The organism is Hyphomonas jannaschiana VP2 (genome assembly GCF_000685215.1).
In the GTDB taxonomy this organism is placed as follows: domain Bacteria; phylum Pseudomonadota; class Alphaproteobacteria; order Caulobacterales; family Hyphomonadaceae; genus Hyphomonas; species Hyphomonas jannaschiana.
The window spans coordinates 163,376-184,052 of record NZ_ARYJ01000001.1; the positions used below are offsets into that span (position 1 = coordinate 163,376).

Genomic DNA, 20,677 nt, shown 5'->3' on the forward strand with positions numbered 1-20,677 from the left:
CGGGCCCCCTTTCTAGTGTCCCGTTGCCGCGCGTCCGCGCGGGCCGCAGAAATATTCCTGCACCCACGGGTGATCGAACGCACGCAATTCTTCGATCGTGCCGACTGCCAGCACGTGTTTCTCTCCCAGCACGGCGATCCGGTCGCAGGTCGCATGCAGCGTATCCACATCATGCGTGACAAGGAAGACGGTGAGGCCCAGCGCCTTTTGCAGGCTGCGGATCAGGGCATCGAATTTTTCCGCTGTGATCGGGTCGAGACCTGCCGTTGGCTCGTCCAGGAACAGGAGTTCCGGATCCAGAGACAGCGCACGGGCCAGCGCGGCCCGCTTGCGCATGCCGCCTGACAGGTCTGACGGAAATTTCGGGCTCGCATCGGCGCTGAGGCCCGCCATGCGGATCTTCATGTCGGCCAGCTGGTGGCGCAGCTCCGGCGCGATCTGTGTGTGTTCCTTCATCGGAACTTCCACATTCTCGCGCACGGTCAGGTTCGAGAACAGGGCGCCGTCCTGGAACATCACGCCCCAGCGCTGTTCGACATCGGCCCGCTCCGCCTCGTCCAGCGTTTCAAGCCGCTCGCCGAACACTTCGATACTGCCCTCGGCAAATTCCTTGAGCCCGGTAATGGCGCGCAGCAGGACGGACTTGCCACAACCTGACGGGCCGATGACGCCGATGATCTCGCCGCGACGGATGTCGAGGTCCAGATGCTCATGCACGACATGCGTGCCATAGGCGGTCTTCAGGTCGCGGATGCGGATGATGATGTCGTCCGTCATATGCCAAGCTCCATGTAGAGGATGGCAAAGATCGCATCGAGCACGATCACGGCGAACAGGCCCTGCACCACAGAGGTCGTCGTCGCATTGCCGAGCGACTGGACACTGCCGCCGACATTCAATCCCTGACGGCAGGCAATCAGTGTCACGACAAAGCCGAACACCGGCGCCTTGGAGAGGCCGACCCAGAAATGCTCCAGCGGCACAGCATTGCGCAGGCGGTCAAGGAAAACGCCGGGATTGATGTCCAGCGACGACCAGCCGACGATCACGCCGCCCGCAATCCCTGAGAGCGTGGCCACGAAGGTCAGCGCCGGCGTCATCAGCAGGAGCGCGATAATGCGCGGCGCAACGAGGATGTCCATCGGCTTCAGGCCAAGCGTCTGCATGGCGTCGATTTCCTGGCGCATCTTCATCGTGCCGATCTGCGCCGTGAAGGACGAGTTCGTCCGCCCCGCCAGCACGATGCCGGTCAGCACGACGCCAAACTCACGCAGCATGGAGTAGCCGATCAGCTCGACGGTGTAGATCTCCAGATCGAAGTCGCGGAGCGTCGTTGCGCCGATATAGGCGACGACCATGCCGACAAAGAAAGACAGGAAGGCGATGATCGGCATCGCATCGAGGCCTGCCTCCTCCATCACGGCGACGATGGACGTCCAGCGCAATTTCCAGGGCTGCATCACGAGGCGCAGCGTGGTGACGATCGTCTCGCCGAGGAAGGCGAGCGTCTGGAAGATTTCCGACATGACGCCGACAAAGCCGCGTCCGGTGCGCTCCAGAAGGGCGACGAAGCCGTGGTCCACGGCCTTCGCCGGCGGGGTGGGATCGGACACGGCATGGACCTGATCGATCAGGTTCCGGGCCACGTCATTCGTGCCGGTCAGGCCCGAGCCCTCCGGCGCGGCGCGCAGCGTGCGGTCGATCAGGAAGGCACCGGCCGTGTCAATCCGGGTCAGGCCAGAGACATCCACAAGCACGGTATGATCATGCTTTAGTCCGGCCAGGTCCTCGTCCAGCAGGTGGATGGTCATGACTGTCCAGTCCCCCGTCAGGCGGAGGATGGTGTGTTCGCCGCTCTCTTCGAGCGCGAAACCGGGGACTGTCGCAACTGGCATCTTTGGTAACTAGCCTTCCAACACTAGCAAAACATGCTTAAGGACAGCGAAGCGCGATCGGTGAAATTTTATCGTTCAGGACAGGCCATGAGCAATCGAAACCTTGAAATTTCAGCGATTTCCTCCCCCCTGAAGCGCGCATTTACCATTTCCCGCGGCGCCAAGACCAGCGCGGAGACCGTTCGGGTCACCCTCACTGAAAACGGCGCCACCGGCCGCGGCGAGTGCGTCCCCTACGCCCGCTATGGCGAAACCACCGCCAGCGTCACCGCCGCCATCGAAACGGCCCGCTCCGCCATCGAATCCGGCCTCACCCGCGAAGACCTGCAATCCCTGATGCCCGCCGGGGCGGCGCGGTGCGCGGTGGACTGCGCCCTGTGGGACCTGGAGGCAAAGCTGACGGGCACGCCGGTCTGGCAATTGGCAGGCCTGCCGGAGCCGCAGCCTGTCGAAACCGCCGTTACTGTCAGCCTCGACACGCCGGAGGCCATGGGTACAGCAGCGAAGGCGACGCAGGGCCGTCTCCTGAAGCTGAAACTTGGCGGGCCGGACGATCTCGCCCGGATCGAAGCGGTGCACCGGGCCCGCCCCGACGCCCGCCTGATCGTCGATGCCAATGAAGGCCTCAGCGCAGACCAGCTGCCCGCAATTTCCAAAGCCGCCGCAGAGCTCGGTGTGGTGCTGATCGAACAGCCCTTCCCGGCCGGGGCCGACAACGCCCTGCTGCAACGCCCCGGCCCGGTTGCAATCTGCGCCGACGAAAGCGCCCACACGCGGGCCGAGCTGCAGGACCTTGCCCGCCGCTATGATGCGGTGAACATCAAGCTCGACAAGACCGGCGGCCTGACCGAAGCCCTCGCCATGGCGCGAGATGCCCGCGCAGCCGGACTCGGCATCATGGTGGGCTGCATGGTGGCCGGGTCGATCTCGATGGCACCGGCCGTCCTGCTCGCAGGGCTGGCCGACCTCATGGATGTGGATGGCCCGCTCTGGCTGTCAGAAGACGTCGCGCACGGCCTGGCCTATGCCGACGGCGTGGTGGCTCCGCCTGTGCCCGACCTCTGGGGCTGACCCTTTGCTCAGTGTGCCGCCGCCGGTGCAGCCGTCTTCGGCTTGTCCAGCATGATCACGACCAGCAGGACCAGGGCGAACGACATCGACATGGTCAGGAAGAGGTTGTTGTACGTCATCACCGCCGCCTCCAGCTTTGTCCGGTAGACCAGCTGGGCAAGCGCCGAACCTTCAGGATCCGGTACACCGGCCGCCTGCATCCGCGCCGTCATATTCGACAGGAAGGATTGCACTTCCGGGCGCGACAGAGACAGGCCATTGGCGATCTGCTGCTGGTGCATCTGATTGAAGCTGATCATCATCGTCGTGAGGACGGCAATGCCGATCGCGCCGCCAAGGTTCCGGCAGACGGTGAACAGGCCGGAGGCATTGGCCACACGGTCCGGCGGCAACGTGCCGAGGGCGAGGTTGGTTGTCGGCACCATGGTCAGGATCAGGCCCGCGCCGCGCAGGGCCTGCGGCCAGAACAATTCCCGGAAGCCGGATTCCGCCGTCAGATGCCCGTTCAGCCAGGTACCCATGGCCGCCAGGGCAAGGCCCACGGCCACGACAAAGCGCGGGTCGTAGCGTTTGGTCATGGCGCCGGAAATCGGTCCGCCGATAAACATGGCAAAGCCTGCGACGCTCATGATCTCGCCGATCTGCAGGGAGGAATACCCCCGCACCTGCCCCAGATAGAGCGGTAACAGGAAGACCGAGCCATAGAGGCCGAAGCCCATGACCGAGGCGATCAGCGCGCCGGACGCGAAGTTCCGGTCCTTGAACACGCGCAGGTCCACCAGCGGCACCGGCGAGGTCAGCGCGCGGCGGAAGAAAATCGCCGCCGCAATCGCGCAGACGATGGACGCCTTCACGATGGCCGAACTCTGGAACCAGCTGTCGCCCGGCCCTTCGTCGATGATCCATTCGAACAGGCCGAGGAACAGGGCCATGGAAACAAGCGCCGTGACATCCAGCCTGCGCAGCAGGGCGCTTTCGCCTTTCTGTTTGGGAATGAACAGGAAGACGAGCGTGATCGCGGCGATACCCGGCACGATGTTCACAAGGAACAGCCAGTGCCAGGACATGTGCTGTGTGATCCAGCCGCCAAGCGTCGGGCCGATGGAGGGGGCAAGCGTTGCCACCATGCCGATCATCACCTGTTGCGTCATCGACCGGCCGGCTGGGAACAACGTGAAGCTCGCCGCCATCGTGGTCGGCACCATGGCCGCGCCGGTGAAGCCCTGGATCACGCGGAAAAAGATCAGGGAGTCGAGGTCCCACGACAGCGCGCACAGTATGCTTGAGCTGACAAATCCGACTGCGGACATGATGAACAGTTTGCGGATGCCAAAGGCCCGGTTGAGAAAGCCCGACAAGGGAATGCCCACGACTTCTGCCACGAGATAGCCGGTCTGGATCCAGGCGATCTCTTCCTGGCTGGCCGAGACGCCTGCCTGGATTTCGGAGATGGAACTGGCGACGATCTGGATGTCCAGAATCGCCATGAACATGCCGATCACCATGGCAAAGAAGCCAATGTTGAGAGCGAGTTCTGAAGATGCTTTCTGGCGGATTGCGTTGACCATGGCCGACCTCGCGGGGCGCTGGGCGGCTTAGCCGTCCACCCCTTTCGCGATCACGGTGGCTTCAACCGAAAGCCCCGGGCGCATCAGGCCGGTGGCCAGCGCCTCATCGGAAATTTTCACCCGCACCGGCACGCGCTGGACGATCTTGGTGAAGTTGCCGGTCGCCGTATCCATCGGGATCAGGCTGAACTGCCCGCCCGTCGCCGGCGCGATGGAATCCAGCGTGCCCGTCACTTTCAGGTCCGGATAGGCATCGACATGGATGTCTACTTCCTGCCCAGCCCGCATGCGCTCGACCTGCGTCTCCTTGAAATTCGCGACGATATAAGCGTCCGACACCGGCACAATCGACATGGTCTGCTGGCCGGGGCTCAGCAGCTGGCCTTCGGCGACAACGCGGTTGGCGACAACGCCATCAAACGGCGCACGAAGCTCCGTCCGGGTCGCATCCAGTTTCGCAGCATCGACGCGTGCCTGCGCGGCCTCAACCTGCGCATCGGCACCCGCAACCGCGGCCTTGGCCGAAGCAAGATCTTCCTGCGCGCGGTGATAGTTCGCTTCAGCGACGCTGAGTTCGCTCTGCGCTGTGGTGATCCCGGCTTTCGACTGGTCGAGCGACGCCCGGGCAGCCTGCGCTTTCGTGGCAGCCGCATCAAGGCTCGCTTTCGGATAATGCCCCTTGCCGGCAAGCTCCGTATACCGCTCAAGGTCATTTGCAGCGAGCGTTGCGTCGGCTTCGGCGGCGGCCGCACTGGCCTTCGCCTGAACCAGACGGTCCCGCTGGGCCGCGATCTGGGCCGTGGCTGTCTCGACATTGGCCTCGGCAGCGGCAACGCCCGCGCGGGCCTGGGCCTGGGCGGCAATGGATTGCTGCAGCGCTGCGGCGGCCTCCGATACGCGTGTGGCATAGTCCGCCACTTCCAGCGTCACCAGAAGGTCTCCGGCTTTGACGGCCTGGTTGTCGGTGACATGCACGTGTTCGACATAGCCCTGCACCTTTGGTGCGATTGTCGCGATGTCAGCGCGTATATAGGCATTGTCGGTGGTGATCTCATAGCGGCCGGCAACCAGCCAGTGGATGCCCTGATACCCGGCGAAGAGCGCGAGCAGCAGGCCTGCGCCCGACAGGATGTATTTCCGCGGATCGGCCTTGAAGCGCGCAACCAGTCCCTCGCCCTGCCCCTGCGGGGCGGGGTCCTGCGCTGGAGGCGCATCCTTGGCGGGGGCACGCGCCGGGGCCTCGGCCTTGTTCGGCGCGGCCGCCGGGGCAGGAACGGCAGCGGGCTGGGAGGAGTCGCGCTGGAGAGGTTGTACGGCCATGGGAGGAATTCCGTGGTGTCTGATCCGGAGCCCGGTGGTAGCTCCAAAATGTGTAATTAGCGTTACATCGCTTGCAATGTAATCCGCGTTACACCAAAATCAAGCCATGAACCGAATAAACAAGCCTCATGCGGCCACCACGACCGCCCCCAAGGCACCCGACGGTGCCTCCCGCGCAGAGATCCGGCGCGCCGCTTTTCTGGAAGCGGCCCAGGAAGTCTTTCTGGAACAAGGCTTTGAAGCGGCCAACATGTCGGAGATCGTCCGCCGGGCCGGTGGGTCCCTGGCCACGCTCTACGCCCAGTTCGGGGACAAGGAAGGCATCTTCCTCGCCATGCTGGAAACCCGCATGAAGGAAGTCACCGCGACACTGGAAGTCGAACTGCAGGCCCACACCCCGGTCGAGGAAGGCCTGCGCCGTATCGGCGAGCAGTTTGCCGGCAAGCTGGTCCAGCCCAATTCACTGGAGCTGTACCGCCTGATCGTCGGTATGGCGAAGAAATATCCCGACATCGCCGAAACCTTCATGAAGCTCGGCCCCAATAAGGTGCGCGCCGGCCTCGCCGCCTATCTGCAGGACCGGGCCGAAGCCGGAGAAATTCCGCAATCAGACCAGTTCGAGACGCTGGGCTCGCTCTTCCTCGACATGGTCCGCTCGCCGCTACAAAGCCGGGCCCTGCTGGACTCCAAAGTGCGCCCGACAGAAGACGACGTCCGCACCAGCGTCGACCGGGCCGTCTGCATGTTCCTCCACGGCCTTGCGGGAAAACGCTAAGCCGCTCTGATCTATCGATTGCCGCCGCCCCACTGCCCCGCTACCGTCGCTGGAAAACAGGGAGGCACGAATGGCTGACGGAGAGGTCGGCGGCATTGCGGACGAAAAGTTCGCTGCCGTCAGGGAAAAGTTTGCACAGAACCTTGCGGACGGGACGGACATCGGGGCGTCGTTCTGCGTCACCAGAGATGGCGAGACGGTGATCGACCTGTGGGGCGGCTGGGCGGACGAGGAACGCACACGCCCTTGGGAAAAAGACACGATCGTCAACGTCTATTCGACGACAAAGACGATGACGGCGCTGACCGCCCTCTGGCTGGCCGATCAGGGCAAGCTCGATTTCGACGCCCCCGTGGCCGAGTACTGGCCGGAGTTTGCGGCGAGCGGCAAGGAAGCCATCAAGGTCAGCCATCTGATGAGTCATTCGGCAGGCCTGTCCGGCTGGACAGAGCCGCTGGACAAGCATGACCTTTACGACTGGGACAAGGCCACCCGCCTTCTGGCCGCGCAGGCACCGCTCTGGGAACCTGGCACAGCGCCCGGCTATCACGCGATCACGCAGGGCTATCTGGTCGGCGAAGTGATCCGCCGGGTCGACGGCCGCAGCGTGGGCACTGTCTTCCGGGAAGAATTCGCCGAACCGCTGGGCGCGGATTTCCATATCGGCCTTCCAGCCTCGGAGGATCACCGGGTGGCGAAACTGAAGCCGCCAAATGCCGGGCTCGGGTCCGGGAACCAGAATGAAATCCAGAAAAAGACTCTCACTAATCCCCCCGTCGATGTCACCGAGACCTATACGCGCGCCTGGCGCGGCGCGGAGATTCCGGCCGCCGGCGGCACAGGCAATGCCCGTTCAGTCGCCAGGGTGCAGGCAATCCTCGCCAATGGCGGTGTGATGGACGGCAAGCGCTTCCTGTCAGAGGTCGGATGCCGCCGCGCGCTGGAGCTGCAGATCGAGGGCACGGACATGATCCTCGGCATCCCCGTCCGCTACGGACTCGGCTATGGTCTGGCCGGCCCTTCCATGCCGATGCTGAATGAGCATTCCTGTTTCTGGGGCGGTTATGGCGGCTCGGTTGTCCTGATCGACATGGCCAGCCGGACCACGATCGCCTACGCCATGAACCGGATGGAAGGCACGACGACAGGCGACATGCGCGCCGGCGTTCTGGCCGCGCTCACACTGCAGGGCCTGATGAGCTGAGCCCTACTCCCCCGCACCGTCGAGCATGGATTTGAATCCGCTCGGCGCGTGCGGGCCCATGAACAGCTGTTCGAACGCGCCAATCCCCTCGGAGGTCTGTCCGCCGGGGCCGTTATGCGTCGCGCGCACAATCTCCTGGATGTGCAGGTTTTCCGGAATGTTCCATGGCGCGTTCGGATCCATGTCCTCGCGCTCCACGACCAATTGGTCGCCATGGCTCATGCCGTGCTTGAACTTCGCGTGGCCATATCCGATGCCACGCATCAGGAAAGTGCCCAGAGGTTCAAAGTCGACCGTATGCGGATTTCCCTGTCCGTCTTTCATGCTGAGGCGCGCTTTTGCCATGCGGCGGGTGCCCGGCGCATAGGTCACATCCATCTGCGCATCGTCGAGATGCAGATGCTCACCCTGCGCAGCGCCATCCATGGCCAGCACGGCGCGCTTGTTCCAGGCTTCGCCCGCGCCGTCATCGTTGACGTGGAAATAGAAGGACAGGTTCGGGAAATTCGTCGGCGTCCAGATCCAGTAGAATTGCGGCTCAAGCGGCGGGATCAGCGGCTGGGCGTCCTGCGCTCCGATCGGGCGCACGCCCCAGGACCGGTCGCGCGTACCCGTCCAGCTGTCGGGATTGACCTCGATCTCCTTGCCATCGATGCGCAGCTTGCCGGCCCAGCGGCCATTCTGTGTCATGCGCGTCAGGTCCATCAGCATGCGCGGCCCCTGGCGGCGGGTGAAGCGTGGCTCCTCAATCGGGAAGGCCCGGCCAGTAAATTCGACATCCAGCGCGATGCCCTCGGTTTCTTCCAGCTTCAGGCGGATCCGCTTCAGCGGCTCCAGCACCGACACGGAAAGGCCGCCGATGAACGTGTCCATCCGCTCCATGTTCAGCGGCCGCGAGAAGAAGACCGAGCTTTGTTTGCCCTCGTGCAGCACTGACACGGACCCGTCGATCACGTTCAGGTGCGGATAGACGCCCATGGCTGCCGCGAAAAAGACAGAGCCGTCCGCCGAATAGCCGTTGAAAAAGAACCGGTCATAGAAATTCCGGTCCGACCCGGAAAAGGCCACAGGCTCCGGCGTCTGGTGGATGGGATACTCGTCTCCGGCTGTCAGCATAGTTCGCACTTCCTTCCTCTGGGTGACCTCTTGGCGGGCCTGTCATGCAAGCTAGGGTGTACGAGGCAAGCCCCGTCGACAAGGGGTGACGCAAGGGAGGCGACATGACCTGTAAAATGAATCCGGAGGAAGCCAACACATTCCTGCGCCAGGCCTTTGAAGGCCAGTCCGTGCGCACGGAAATCGTGGAAATGGTGGAAGGCCGCGCGGTGGTGCGGCTAATCGCCGACAAGACAAATCTTCGTCCGGGCGGCTACATCTCGGGACCGACGCAGATGTCGCTGGTCGACACAGCGGCCTATTTCGCCGTGATGACCGTAACCGGGCTGGAACCCATGGCCGTGACAAGCAGTCTGAACATGAGCTTCCTGCGTCCCTGTATCGGGGACGTCGTGCTGGCCGATGCCCGTATCATGAAGATCGGCCAGACCCTCGCCGTGATGGATGTGGATGTGCGCGTTGAAGGCGCGACCAAGCCGTCCAGCCATGCCGTGGTGACCTATGCCCTGCCCCGCAAGGACACGGCCGCTTGAACAGATTGGCTGCCGCTGCCGCGCTGACCGGCTTTCTCGGCGTCGCGCTCGGCGCCTTCGGCGCGCATGCGCTGGATGCCCGCCTGACCGCGGAAGGCACGGAGTGGTGGCACACCGCAACGCTCTACGTCCTGCCGCATGCGGGCGCAGCGCTGGCCATCGGTCTCTCCGTCCGCGCAGGCCTGATCCGGACCGGCGGCTGGCTGATGGTTGTGGGCGCGGTAATCTTTGCCGGCACGCTCTATGCCATGGCGCTTGGCGCACCCAGATGGTTCGGCGCCATCACACCGATTGGCGGCGTGTCCCTGCTGGCAGGCTGGGCGCTGACCGCGCTTGGCAGCCTCAGAAGATCAGACTGAATTCAGGGAAGATCAGGATTTGGCGGAACTGACAGAGGCGTATTTATCAGCCAGATCGTCCGCCGTTTGGCGGGCATTGTCGATCACGTCTTCAAACGCGCCGAGCTCCTTGTCCACCGGGGCGGTGTCGATGTCCATGTCGGAACGGGCGGACACTTCGCCAAGGGCGCTCTGGAAGCTGCGATAAGCCATCTGTGCACGAACAAGCGCGCGTTCATAGCTCATCACGTCGGCCCGGGTTGCCATGTGCGCGCCGGAGTCCTGCAGCAGCGTATGAGCTTCACGGCTGACATCGCTGAGGCCTGCGCGGGCTGCCTGGCTGTCGGAAACGATGCGCGCCAGCACGAGCGCAGGCGCCTCGGTCCCGGCGCCGATACGCGCAGCATAGCTGTCAGCATGAGCCGGATCGCTGGTAATGCCATTGATCAGCGTGTTGGCGAGACCAGCGAGTCCGCTGTTCGATTTCACCCAGCCGGCATCAACGGCCTTGTCGCAATATTCACTGGACGCAGTGCGCAGCGACGACTGGTTCTGCGAGAGCCCGGCCTGAACCAGTGCCTCGCCCGGAACCATGGAAACGGTTGCGCATCCTGCAAGAAGGCATAGGGATACACCCAGAATTACGCTACGCATCAAACAGCCACCTGCATTCTGTTTGGGCCCCAATACGTAATATTCTGTACGTAACGACGGGAACCATGTCCACCTCAGACGGCAGTTTGAACGAAATTAGGTGAAGAGTGAATGAATAGACGCCCGCCCCGCCGCATTTTGTATCCCAGACACGAAGCCCGACGCTCCGGTAGGTTGCGCGTCTCGGACATCCACGAAATCTACTGGGAAGAATCAGGCAACCCGAAGGGCGTGCCTGTCATCGCCCTGCACGGCGGCCCTGGCGGCGGCTCAAGCCCCGAAATGCGGCGCTTTTTCGACCCTGAGCGCTATCGCATCTTCCTCTTCGACCAGCGCGGTTGTGGACGCTCCACACCGCATTCCGAACTTCGCGAAAACACGACCTGGGACCTGGTGGACGATATTGAGGCACTGCGTGACCATGTTGGCGTCAATCAGTGGCTCGTGTTCGGAGGATCCTGGGGATCGACGCTGTCACTCGCCTATGGGGTGACTCATCCGGACCGGACTCTCGGCCTGGTTTTGCGCGGCATCTTCCTCGTCTCGAAACCGGAAGTGCAGTGGTTCTATCAAAGCGGCGCCAGCCGTCTCTTCCCGGATGCCTATGACCGCTATATTGCGCCGATCCCTGAAGACGAGCGCGACGATTTGCTGATGGCATTCCACCGGCGCCTGACCGGCGACGACCGGCAAACCCGGATCGAGGCGGCCCGCGCCTGGTCGCGCTGGGAGGGCGAGACCCTTTCCATAAAGGGCCCCCTGACCACCCCGCCCCGCTTCAATGAAGATGACTTCGTCGACGCTTTTGCCCGGATCGAGTGCCACTATTTCGTCAATCGCGGTTTCTTCGCCAGCGACAACTGGCTGCTGGAACAGTGCGCGGAAAAACTGAAGGACATTCCGGGTGTCATCGTTCACGGCCGCTATGACGTGGTCACGCCGCTGTCGACCGCCTGGGCCCTCTCCAAGGCCTGGCCGAAAGCCGAGCTGCACATCGTGCCGGATGCCGGCCACTCCTCGATGGAGCCCGGCATCGTCGACAAGCTGATTCAGGCAACGGATCATTTTGCGGGCGTCTACGGCTCGAAAGTCCGCGCCTGACCCCTGCCCTCATCCGGATCATGCAAAACGGGCCCTCCACGTCGTGGAGGGCCCGTCTGTATATGGTGTATTCACGGTGTATATATGGTGTTCTTCATGGTGCGGGACGCGCCCTCTGAAGCCCCATTAGTCCGCTGGGGGCAGTTCGTAGTTCGGCCCCAGCAGGCCTTCCAGGAAGCCCGGCAGCTGGACGTGATACTGGTCCTGGATCTTGTCGAAGAAGCCGAAGAACAGGACGAAGCCAACAAAGGCCGGCACGAACCAGCGCATCAGGAAGCGCCAGACATTCATGATGTTCCCTTCGCCAAGCTCGGAGGTCAGCATGTCCCGCGACAGGACCCAGCCGGCAAAGATCGCGACCAGCAGGCCGCCCAGCGGTAGCAGGACATTGCCTGTAATGAAGTCCATGAAGTCGAGATATTCGGTCGAGAAAATATAGGCCGCGCCGACCAGCCAGAGCATGAAGCCCACACCCATCGCCGCACCCATCCGGGTCACGCCCTGGCGCTCTTCCAGCCAGGAAACAGACACTTCAAGCAGCGAGATCGAAGACGTGAACGCGGCAAAGAGGGCGAGCGCGAAGAACAGAACCGACATCAGGTAACCGATAGGTCCGAGGTTGCCGAGCGCCACCGGCATCGACACGAAGAAGAGGCTCGGTCCGCCTGCCGGATCGAGCCCCGCGGCGAACACGATCGGGAAGATCGCAAAGCCTGCGATCAGCGCGACGAATGTGTCCGATCCTGCAATGATGACAGAGGATCGCGGGATATTGGTGCCGCGGTCCAGATAGGCACCATAGGTGATCATCAGACCGACGCCGACACCGATGGAGAAGAAGGCCTGACCGACCGCTTCGAGGAAGGTCTTGAAGCCGACATCCTCCCATTTGGGCTGGAACAGGAAGGCGAACGTCTCTCCGGCATTGCCGCGCGACAGGGAGAAGCCGACGATGACCAGGAGGATCACGAAGAAGGCCGGCATCAGAACACTGGCCGCCTTCTCGATCCCGCCTTTCACGCCCCGGCCAACGATCGCGATGTTGGCAATGATGAAGGCTGCCAGCAGCGCCAGCATGTACCATTTCGACGCCAGCGCATGCTCGCCCTGCCCGATGACATTGGCGAAATTGCTGCCGGAGCTTGCGGCGTCCATGCCGGCAAACCCGTTCTTCATGGCCTGGATCACGAAGGCCAGCAGCCAGGCCGAAATCACCATGTAGAAAGAGAGAATGAAAGTCGCCGTGATCGTCCCGATCCAGCCGACCATGCCCCATTTCTGGGACTTGCTTTCGGCCCGGGCGAGCGATTCCACGCCTTCCACAGCCGACATGCCGGACTTCCGGCCCATGCCGTATTCCGCCATCAGCACCGGCAGGCCGATCAGGATCACACAGGCGATGTAGATCAGAATAAAGGCGCCGCCGCCATTCTCACCGGCGGTGTATGGAAACCGCCAGAAATTGCCGAGTCCGACCGAAGAACCAACGGCAGCCATGATAAAACCGAAGCGCGAGCTCCAGGTGTCTGCCTTACGGGCGATTGTCGCCATATTCCCTCTCCCCAGGGTAAAAAGTTTCGCGCGAACCTATAGGCGGTGAAACAAAAATCAACGCTCTATGCTGCGCTCGGGTCAGAACAACCCTGTTGTATTGAGTTTGTCGTCGCGATGCAGATAGGCCGACAGGATCAGGCCGAAACAGGACATCGCGGTCAGCATGGCTGTGCCACCGTATGAAATCAGGGGCAATGGCATGCCCACCACCGGCAGGAGCCCCAGCACCATCGCCACATTGAAGACGACATAGAAAGCCACCGTCGCCGTAGCGCCTGCTGCCGCATACCGGCCGAAACTGCTGGCCGACTGGAAAGCCGTGTAGAGCGACCAGCCGAGCAGGATGGCAAAGCCGACCAGAATCGCGGTCGCGCCAAGAAAGCCGAATTCTTCCGCAATCACGGTCAGGATGAAGTCTGTGTGTTGCTCAGGCACATAATCCTGCTGGGACTGGATACCCTGCAACCACCCCTTCCCGTTCAGCCCGCCGGCGCCGATGGCAATCTTGGCCTGCTCGATCTGGTAGCTTTCGCCCAGCGAGGTCGACGCGCCGCTGGATCCGAACAGCTGGGCCAGGAACGTGTCCACCCGCCCCCGCTGATAGGGTTCCAGAACGAATTGGTAGACCGGCCAGACGGCGGCGGCGGCCGCACCGATCCCGGCCAGGATCACCCGGCCGGACAGGCCCGCCAGGAACACAACCACGCCGCCGGACGCAACAATCGCCAGGGCGGTGCCAAGATCCGGCTGAAGGAACACCAGGGCCGCCGGGATCAGGATGATGACCGCTGCGCCGATGTGGATGAAGAAGCGAGAGCCGTTCGCCCCCAGCATGCCGTGATAATAGCGGGCAAGCGCCAGCGTCACGGCGAGCTTGGCAAATTCCGAAGGCTGGACGGCAACCGGACCAATCTTCAGCCAGCGCTGCGCCCCGCCGCCCATGACACCAAAGAACTCCACCGCCAGCAACAGCAATATGGTTCCTGCATAGGCCAGCCAGGACAAATTCATCCACCAGGACAGCGGCAGCATGGCCAGCGCGATCATGATGCCGAAACAGATGACGAAACGGATCAGCTGCAGCTTCCACAAATGCTGCTCGGCCGGGTTTGTGAAGGTCGAGGAATAGAGCATCGCGATGCCGATCAGGGCCATGGCAACGATCAGCAGGACAAAGCCCCAGGGCAAGCGCGCCAGCTTGCCGAGAATGCCGGAGGAAGTGCCATCGAAATTGAGTGACCGGGCCGTGCGCGTCCGGGCTTCGCCGCGGCTATAACCGCTGAAGCTGCCATCGCGGCTCATGTCGGCGTGCCTTCTACATTGGACCGATCGATGGACGCGCTCTTCGTCCATGCCGGCTTGCGGCCGCTATTGGTGCGGATCGCGTGTGCGAGAATATCGCGGGCGACCGGCGCGGCGGTGCGCGAGCCCCCTTCCCCGTGCTCAACGACGACAGAGATCGCATATTTCGGATTTTCCGCCGGGGCATAGGCAACAAACAGGGCGTGGTCGCGTAGCTCACGCTCGATGTCCTCCCCTTTTCGCACGCCTGTGGCACGTTCAGCGGCCGTAATGCGGCGAACCTGCGCCGTTCCTGTCTTGCCCGCCAGGCGCGGGCCGCCGAGCCCCAGGTCGCCGGAGCTACGTGCCGTGCCGCCCCATTCGGACGTCACGCCATACATACCCGACTTCATCATTTTCATGATTTCCGGGTCGAGCGGCGCATCCAGCACATGATCGTCCGGATCCTGCGGTCCGACACCGATCAGTTTGGGTTTGAGCGAATGGCCTTCTGTGGCGATCCGTGCAGTCATCAGCGCCAGCTGCAGCGGTGTGACCCCGAGCTGGCCCTGCCCGATGCCGAAATTCAGCGTTTCGCCCTCATACCAGGGCTCCTTGCGGACCCGCATCTTCCATTCCGGATCAGGCACCAGACCGCCGCGCGCACCGGTCATACCGAGCGACCAGGCCTGGCCAAAACCGAATTTGTGCGCCGTATCTGCAATGGCTTGCGCCCCGGCCCGGCGGGCGATCTCGTAGAAATAGACGTCGCAGGAGCCCTTGATGCCGCCGTGCAGATCCACCGTTCCGTGGCCGCCCTTTTTCCAGCAATGCCACGTGCGGTTCCCGAAATGGTAGTAGCCGTTGCAGTGCACCTTGTCCGTCGGCTTGATCGCGCCGGTTTCCAGCGCCGCCGTTGCGACGACCATCTTGAAGGTCGACCCAGGTGGATAGACCCCGCCATGCGCACGCGGATAGAGCGGCGCACGGGAATCATCCCTCAGCTCTGCATAGTCCGAGCCAGAAATCCCGTTGACGAAGTCATTTGGATCGAAGGCCGGCGTCGACACCATGGCCAGGACATCACCGCTTTCGATCTCGACGACAACGGCTGCGCCGCTTTCGCCTTCGAACCGCTCAATCGCGACCCGCTGCAGGTCCATGTCAATTGTTACGAAGAGGTCCTTGCCTGCTTCCGGCGCAAGGCGTTCATCCGGGATCTGATCGATGACACGTCCGGCCGCATTGGTGACCAACTTCTTGAAGCCCGGCTTGCCGCGCAACCATTCCTCGGCGAAGCGCTCCATCCCCTGCCGGCCGGTCCGCATGTCCGGATGCCGGAACATACGTTCAATGGTCGTGGCTTCGTCTGCTGTCTTGCCTTCGGTCAGGCGTTCCAGATCGTCCTGGCTTGCTCGAGCGACATAGCCCAGGACGTGCGCGAAATCCCGGCCGCGCGGATAGGATCGCGTCAGGGCCATCTCGACCTGAACACCGGGCAGTTCCACGGCGTGCACATTCATCCGGGCGAAGTCTTCATAGGAAAGTTCGTTCGCCACGATCACTGGCAGGAAGGCTGCGCGGCGCAGGCGGGCGCGGCGGATGTCTTCCAGCACGCGCTCGACCCGGGAATCCGAAATTTCGATCAGCTTGGCGATACTGGCAATTGTTGCCGCAGGATCGTCCAGCTGTTCGGGGATGACGGTAACACGGCCCGCCCGGCGGTGCGATGCGAGCGGCTTGCCGAACCGGTCAAGGATACGTCCACGCTGAGGCGGGGCGAGTTCCAACTTGATGTGGTTCTCGTTCGCCAGCTTGTCGTATTTCTTGCCTTCCAGGATCTGCAGCTGGAACAGGCGTGCAACGAGACCCGCCCACACGACACCACCGCCAACGCCCGCCATCAGCATGCGCCGGGAGAATTCCTGGTCTGGGTGAAAACTCTTGCTCATGACGCCTGCCCGACTGTCTCGCCCGGCCTGCGGCCGAGATCGAAGACTTTGTGGATCAGCGCATAAAGCAGGCCCGTCGTCAGCATGGCCGCGATCAGAGGCAGAAGGCGCACCGGGTGGTCTTCCAGCGTGGAGGCCATCAGCCAGAGCAGCAGGAAGGCCCCGGCAAACAGGAGTGTCGTCGCGATAATGGCGATCAGCGGTTCATTTGTGACATCAAACTCTGCCGAAATTGCCGTGCTGGCCGCATAGGTCATCAGATTGACGACCTCAAAGCTCCCCATCGGGGCGTGGAAGATAACGTCCTGAATTGCGCCAAATACGATCAGGATAATCATGGGACGGATGGAAAGGCCGACCCGGCCCCAGCCGACCGCGCCCCAGAGCGCAGCGTGAGGCCAGGCAAATGACAGGCCGAAAATGTCGTTCCGGGTCAGGCCGAACAGGCCGACCGTTGCGATCAGGAACGATCCGAACAGCAGGCGCGGTGTCGGGCCTGATTTTGCCCAGAGGCTCTGCCTGCGCCGGGTCAGGAAGGAAGCCGGCATCAGCGGCGCGCCCCCTGCGTCGGACTGGCAGATGTGCCGTCTTCAAGCGCCGGCAGGTCTCCAGCAGAAATCGGGCGCTCGACGGTCGGCGGCGGGATCAACTGGACATATCCGGAAGAGCCATCGCTCATGGCGTATTTGACGCGCCAGTCATTGCCGGACTTGTGCACCTCCCCCACGACGAGACCACGCGGATACGCCCCGCCTTCCGAGGAGGTCAGGATCCGCTCTCCTTCGATAAAGTCACTGCGCTCCGGCAGGTCCGTCAGCGTGCCGGAACTCGTCGAGCCGCCCTGCATGATGGCGTGCACGCCGGAAACCTCCCCGATCACTGGCACCCGGCTGTTGAAGTCGGTGACCAGCAGGATGCGCGAGGAGCGTTCGCCAAGCTGAATCACCCGGCCGACAAGACCGCCTTCATTCATCGCAACAGAGCCCGGCTCGACACCTTGGGAGCGGCCGGCATTGGCCAGAAGCGTCTGCGCGAACGGGCCTTCACTCTCGGAAGTCACCCGCGCCGTAACACCGCGCGCTGGCGGTTCGCCGAGCAGATTGAGGATTTCCTCATAGGCTTCCAGACGGTCAGCCATGGAAATGGCAGCGGCCTTGTAGCGGGACAGGTCACGCACTTGCGCTTCCAGTTCGCGGATACGCTGCTCCTGCGCCGCGCGGCCCGTCAGACGGGCCCAGAGGCCGATCTGTTCCCCGCCGCCAAGACGGTCACCGACTGAGGCGCGGACGGGGTTGAAAAACTGGCTTATTTGCGGAGCGGACTGCGCAACGATCAATGCTGCGAACCCGAAAATGAGCACACCAAGGACGAGGCGCTTGGGAGAGCGCCGGACTCCTTTCTGAGCTGACCGGCCCGAACGTGCCATATGGCGGGTCCTCTGGTGTTTCCCTGATTATACCGTCCTTAGACCTCCGGAGAGAGGACGTTTCGCATCTTGGAGAAGTTTTCGAGCACATGACCGCAGCCATTGACCACGCAGCGCAGCGGGTCATCGGCAATCATCACAGGCAGCTGGGCCTGTTCACGGATCACAGCGTCGAGATTGCGCAGCAGCGCGCCGCCGCCAGTCAGGACAATGCCGCGGTCGACAATGTCGGCGGCCAGCTCCGGCGGCATCGCCTCAAGAGCGATCTTCACAGCATCGATAATGTCGTTGACCGGCTCCGACAGCGCATCAGCGATCATCGCTTCGTTGATCTCGGTTTCCTTCGGCACGCCGTCCAGCGTTCCGCGGCCGCGCACGGTGAGCGACATGCCGGTGCCGTTTTCAGGCGGCTGAGCCGTACCGATTTCCTTCTTGATCCGCTCAGCGGACATCTCGCCGATCAGGATCTTCTGCTCGCGGCGCAGATAGTTGACGATGGCCTGATCCATCTTGTCGCCGCCGACGCGGACAGAGCGTGAATAAACGATGCCGCCCAGTGACAGCACGGCGACTTCGGATGTACCGCCGCCGATGTCGACCACCATTGAACCAGCCGGATCATCGATCGGCAGGCCGGCACCGATGGCTGCGGCCATAGGCTCCTCGATCAGGTGCACCTCACGTGCTCCTGCCGCGAGAGCTGACTGATGGATGGCGCGGCGCTCAACGCTGGTGGCGGAGCTGGGCACGCAGATGATGATGAGCGGAGACACGAACGCCCGGCGGTTGTGAACCTTCCGGATGAAGTGCTTGATCATTTCCTCGGCGACTTCGAAGTCGGCAATCACGCCATCGCGCATCGGGCGGATGGCTTCCATGTTCACCGGCGTCTTGCCGAGCATGTTCTTGGCCTGCTCGCCGACCGCATAAACAATCTTGCGGCCGCCCTGCGTCATGTAAGCGACGACGGAGGGCTCATCGAGCTTGACCCCCTGCCCTTTCACATAGACCAGTGTGTTTGCCGTACCGAGGTCGATGGCCATGTCCGTGGACAGCATGCCGAGGAGGCTACCAATCATGTCTTACCGCGCTCTTTTCCTGAGCGGCCAGGCGACAAATCCCGGCGCGCGTGTGTATTTTTCTACACAGCCCCATACCCCCATTGCCGTTAACGCGGCTTTAATGCAAGGGACGGCACGCAGATAAACGGAACGATCCGTTCCGGTTCGCGATTCCCGTTGCTTTTATTGAAGATTCAAGACTTGGCGGAATATTGCCCCTGTGCGGAACAGAACGGCGCGTACTCATATGCTTAACACATCGTTAGCGCCGTTTAACACTCCACCCTATGCGGACGGTATGACCTGCCAGCTATCCGGATCGAATTCGCGCATGATGGCGGCATATTCGGTTGTCTTGCCGGACCAGTTGTTGGTCACCTGCCCGCTCTCCGTCTTGTACCAGCTGGCACAATCGCCCGCCCAGACCGTCTTGCCGAGATCGGCCTGTAACTTCTCATTATAGGCCTTCATTGCCTCCGGCTTGACATCCAGCCCCGCCACGTCTTTTGCGGCGATCTTTTCAATCGCCTGGAGGACATAGCCAATTTGCTGCTCTACCATCAGGATGATGGAATTGTGCCCGAGATTGGTGTTAGGCCCATAGAGCAGGAAGAAGTTCGGGAAACCCGGGACGGCAACCCCCTTGAACGCCTCCGCGCCATCCTTCCAGACTTCGTTCAGCGATACCCCTTCCCGGCCATGGACCTGCATAGGCGTCAGGAATTCGGTCGACTGGAAACCCGTTGCATAGATGATGACATCGCAGGCGTGTTCCATGCCATCGTCACCAATAACCCCCGTGGGCGTGATTTCCTTCACACCTTGGCGGATCACTTCGACATTCGGCTGGATCAACGCCGGGTAATAGTCGTCGGAGATCAGGATGCGCTTGCACCCCGGCTCGAAGTCCGGCGTCAGCAGGGCCCGCATTTCAGGATTCTTCACCTGGTCTTCGAGATGCTTCAGGCACATCTTCTTCATCGACTTCGCCATGCCGTTTTCACCCTGGTGAAAGGCGGTGAAACCGAAGTCGGCAAACGCACGAATGCGCCAGCGATACCAGTTGATGCGCCAGCGCTGCCGGTCGAAGGCGCGCTTGTCGGCTTCAGTGTATTTGCGCTGGCCGCGTGGACGGCACCATGCTGGAGAACGCTGGAAGCTGATCAGCTTGCCAACCTGTTTCTGGATTTCCGGCAGGAACTGAACTGCGCTCGGCCCGTTTCCGATCACGCAGACCGTCTTGCCAGTGAGATCGACCGAATGATCCCAGCGCGCCGAGTGGAAGGACGGGCCCTGAAAACTATCCTTGCCTTTGAAATCCGGAATGGAAGGAATGTTCAGCTGGCCAAGACCCGAGATGAGCACGTCTGCGGTGTGGGTGCCCCCATCCGCCTTTGTCAGCGTCCAGGTACGGCTCGCCTCGTCATAACTGCAGTCCGTGATTTCAGAATTGAAGTGGCAGTGCGGGCGTACGCCGAACTTGTCTGCGAAGTCCTCAAAATACTGAAGGATTTGAGGCTGCAGGGACCATTTATAGTCCCAATCCGGATTGAGATCGAAGGAATAGGAATAGAGATGGCTTGGTACATCGCAGCCACACCCCGGATATGTGTTGTCGCGCCACGTGCCGCCAACGCCATCTGACTTTTCGAACAGGTCGATGTCTTTGTAGCCAGCTTCCTTGAGTTTCGCGACGGCAGCCAGTCCGCTCATACCCGCGCCAAGCACGGCGATCCGCAGCGACTGATCATCCTTCCCTGATGGCATTCCCTTTTCCTCCGCCTGATCGACTTTTCATCGATACTGGCATGCGGAAGAGGCTGGTCAA

General features: G+C 62.3%; 19 protein-coding genes. 6 read left to right on the top strand and 13 right to left on the bottom strand.

Annotation, left to right across the window (positions count from 1 at the left end; translation table 11 throughout):
- Positions 1–12: 12 nt before the first annotated feature.
- On the bottom strand, positions 13–777 hold the full coding sequence (locus HJA_RS00760; protein ID WP_035577029.1) for an ABC transporter ATP-binding protein: 765 nt from the start codon (positions 775–777) through the stop codon (positions 13–15).
- The gene (locus HJA_RS00765; protein ID WP_035577032.1) at positions 774–1,895 is read right to left on the bottom strand and encodes an ABC transporter permease; all 1,122 of its coding nucleotides are present in this window, start codon (positions 1,893–1,895) and stop codon (positions 774–776) included. Before HJA_RS00765 ends, HJA_RS00760 begins: the two co-directional genes overlap by 4 nt.
- Before the next feature lie 87 nt (positions 1,896–1,982).
- On the opposite strand from HJA_RS00765, the gene dgcA reads away from it, so the two are divergent.
- The gene (gene dgcA / locus HJA_RS00770; protein WP_035577871.1) at positions 1,983–2,966 is read left to right on the top strand and encodes an N-acetyl-D-Glu racemase DgcA; all 984 of its coding nucleotides are present in this window, start codon (positions 1,983–1,985) and stop codon (positions 2,964–2,966) included.
- An 8-nt stretch (positions 2,967–2,974) separates the two neighbouring features.
- On the opposite strand, the gene HJA_RS00775 is transcribed toward dgcA, so the two are convergent.
- Positions 2,975–4,534 carry a DHA2 family efflux MFS transporter permease subunit gene (locus HJA_RS00775; protein ID WP_035577034.1) on the bottom strand — a complete coding sequence of 520 codons (1,560 nt, stop codon included), beginning with the start codon at positions 4,532–4,534 and terminating at the stop codon, positions 2,975–2,977.
- A gap of 27 nt (positions 4,535–4,561) precedes the next feature.
- Positions 4,562–5,854, bottom strand: coding sequence for an HlyD family secretion protein (locus HJA_RS00780; RefSeq protein WP_051597216.1), 1,293 nt, complete (start codon positions 5,852–5,854; stop codon positions 4,562–4,564).
- Positions 5,855–5,960: 106 nt separating this feature from the next.
- Here HJA_RS00780 and HJA_RS00785 point away from each other — a divergent pair, with 106 nt between their 5' ends.
- Positions 5,961–6,629, top strand: coding sequence for a TetR/AcrR family transcriptional regulator (locus HJA_RS00785; protein WP_051597217.1), 669 nt, complete (start codon positions 5,961–5,963; stop codon positions 6,627–6,629).
- Between the two features lie 70 nt (positions 6,630–6,699).
- A complete protein-coding gene (locus HJA_RS00790) occupies positions 6,700–7,833 on the top strand; it encodes an EstA family serine hydrolase (RefSeq protein ID WP_035577036.1) in 1,134 nt (377 codons plus the stop codon).
- A gap of 3 nt (positions 7,834–7,836) precedes the next feature.
- Here the strand turns inward: HJA_RS00790 and HJA_RS00795 are convergent, their stop codons facing one another.
- Complete coding sequence (locus HJA_RS00795) at positions 7,837–8,949, bottom strand: Rv3169 family protein (protein ID WP_035577038.1); 1,113 nt, start codon at positions 8,947–8,949, stop codon at positions 7,837–7,839.
- 104 nt (positions 8,950–9,053) lie between these two features.
- Between HJA_RS00795 and HJA_RS00800 the strand changes: the two genes are divergently transcribed.
- Both HJA_RS00800 and HJA_RS00805 read left to right on the top strand, forming a co-directional pair.
- The gene (locus HJA_RS00800; protein WP_035577040.1) at positions 9,054–9,482 is read left to right on the top strand and encodes a PaaI family thioesterase; all 429 of its coding nucleotides are present in this window, start codon (positions 9,054–9,056) and stop codon (positions 9,480–9,482) included.
- Positions 9,479–9,841: a DUF423 domain-containing protein gene (locus HJA_RS00805; RefSeq protein ID WP_035577042.1), complete on the top strand. Its 363-nt coding sequence runs from the start codon at positions 9,479–9,481 to the stop codon at positions 9,839–9,841. The genes HJA_RS00800 and HJA_RS00805 overlap by 4 nt, the downstream gene beginning before the upstream one ends.
- Before the next feature lie 12 nt (positions 9,842–9,853).
- Here the strand turns inward: HJA_RS00805 and HJA_RS00810 are convergent, their stop codons facing one another.
- Positions 9,854–10,414 (bottom strand): hypothetical protein, encoded by a 561-nt coding sequence (locus HJA_RS00810; protein WP_035577044.1) that lies wholly within the window; start codon positions 10,412–10,414, stop codon positions 9,854–9,856.
- A 171-nt stretch (positions 10,415–10,585) separates the two neighbouring features.
- On the opposite strand from HJA_RS00810, the gene pip reads away from it, so the two are divergent.
- Entirely contained in the window at positions 10,586–11,575 is a 990-nt protein-coding gene (pip, locus tag HJA_RS00815; RefSeq protein ID WP_035577047.1) for a prolyl aminopeptidase, read from the top strand.
- A 126-nt stretch (positions 11,576–11,701) separates the two neighbouring features.
- On the opposite strand, the gene HJA_RS00820 is transcribed toward pip, so the two are convergent.
- The 7 genes from HJA_RS00820 to HJA_RS00850 form a co-directional block, all read right to left on the bottom strand.
- On the bottom strand, positions 11,702–13,126 hold the full coding sequence (locus HJA_RS00820; RefSeq protein WP_035577050.1) for a sodium-dependent transporter: 1,425 nt from the start codon (positions 13,124–13,126) through the stop codon (positions 11,702–11,704).
- A gap of 81 nt (positions 13,127–13,207) precedes the next feature.
- On the bottom strand, positions 13,208–14,431 hold the full coding sequence (gene rodA / locus HJA_RS00825) for a rod shape-determining protein RodA (protein WP_081814445.1): 1,224 nt from the start codon (positions 14,429–14,431) through the stop codon (positions 13,208–13,210).
- Entirely contained in the window at positions 14,428–16,362 is a 1,935-nt protein-coding gene (gene mrdA, locus HJA_RS00830) for a penicillin-binding protein 2 (protein WP_035577055.1), read from the bottom strand. Before mrdA ends, rodA begins: the two co-directional genes overlap by 4 nt.
- Entirely contained in the window at positions 16,359–16,910 is a 552-nt protein-coding gene (locus HJA_RS00835) for a hypothetical protein (protein ID WP_035577057.1), read from the bottom strand. Before HJA_RS00835 ends, mrdA begins: the two co-directional genes overlap by 4 nt.
- Entirely contained in the window at positions 16,910–17,788 is an 879-nt protein-coding gene (locus HJA_RS17700; protein WP_051597218.1) for a rod shape-determining protein MreC, read from the bottom strand. The genes HJA_RS00835 and HJA_RS17700 overlap by 1 nt, the downstream gene beginning before the upstream one ends.
- A gap of 38 nt (positions 17,789–17,826) precedes the next feature.
- Positions 17,827–18,867, bottom strand: a complete 1,041-nt coding sequence (locus HJA_RS00845; RefSeq protein ID WP_034763228.1) for a rod shape-determining protein — start codon at positions 18,865–18,867, stop codon at positions 17,827–17,829.
- A 267-nt stretch (positions 18,868–19,134) separates the two neighbouring features.
- Positions 19,135–20,616: a flavin-containing monooxygenase gene (locus HJA_RS00850; protein WP_035577059.1), complete on the bottom strand. Its 1,482-nt coding sequence runs from the start codon at positions 20,614–20,616 to the stop codon at positions 19,135–19,137.
- Positions 20,617–20,677 lie beyond the last annotated feature (61 nt).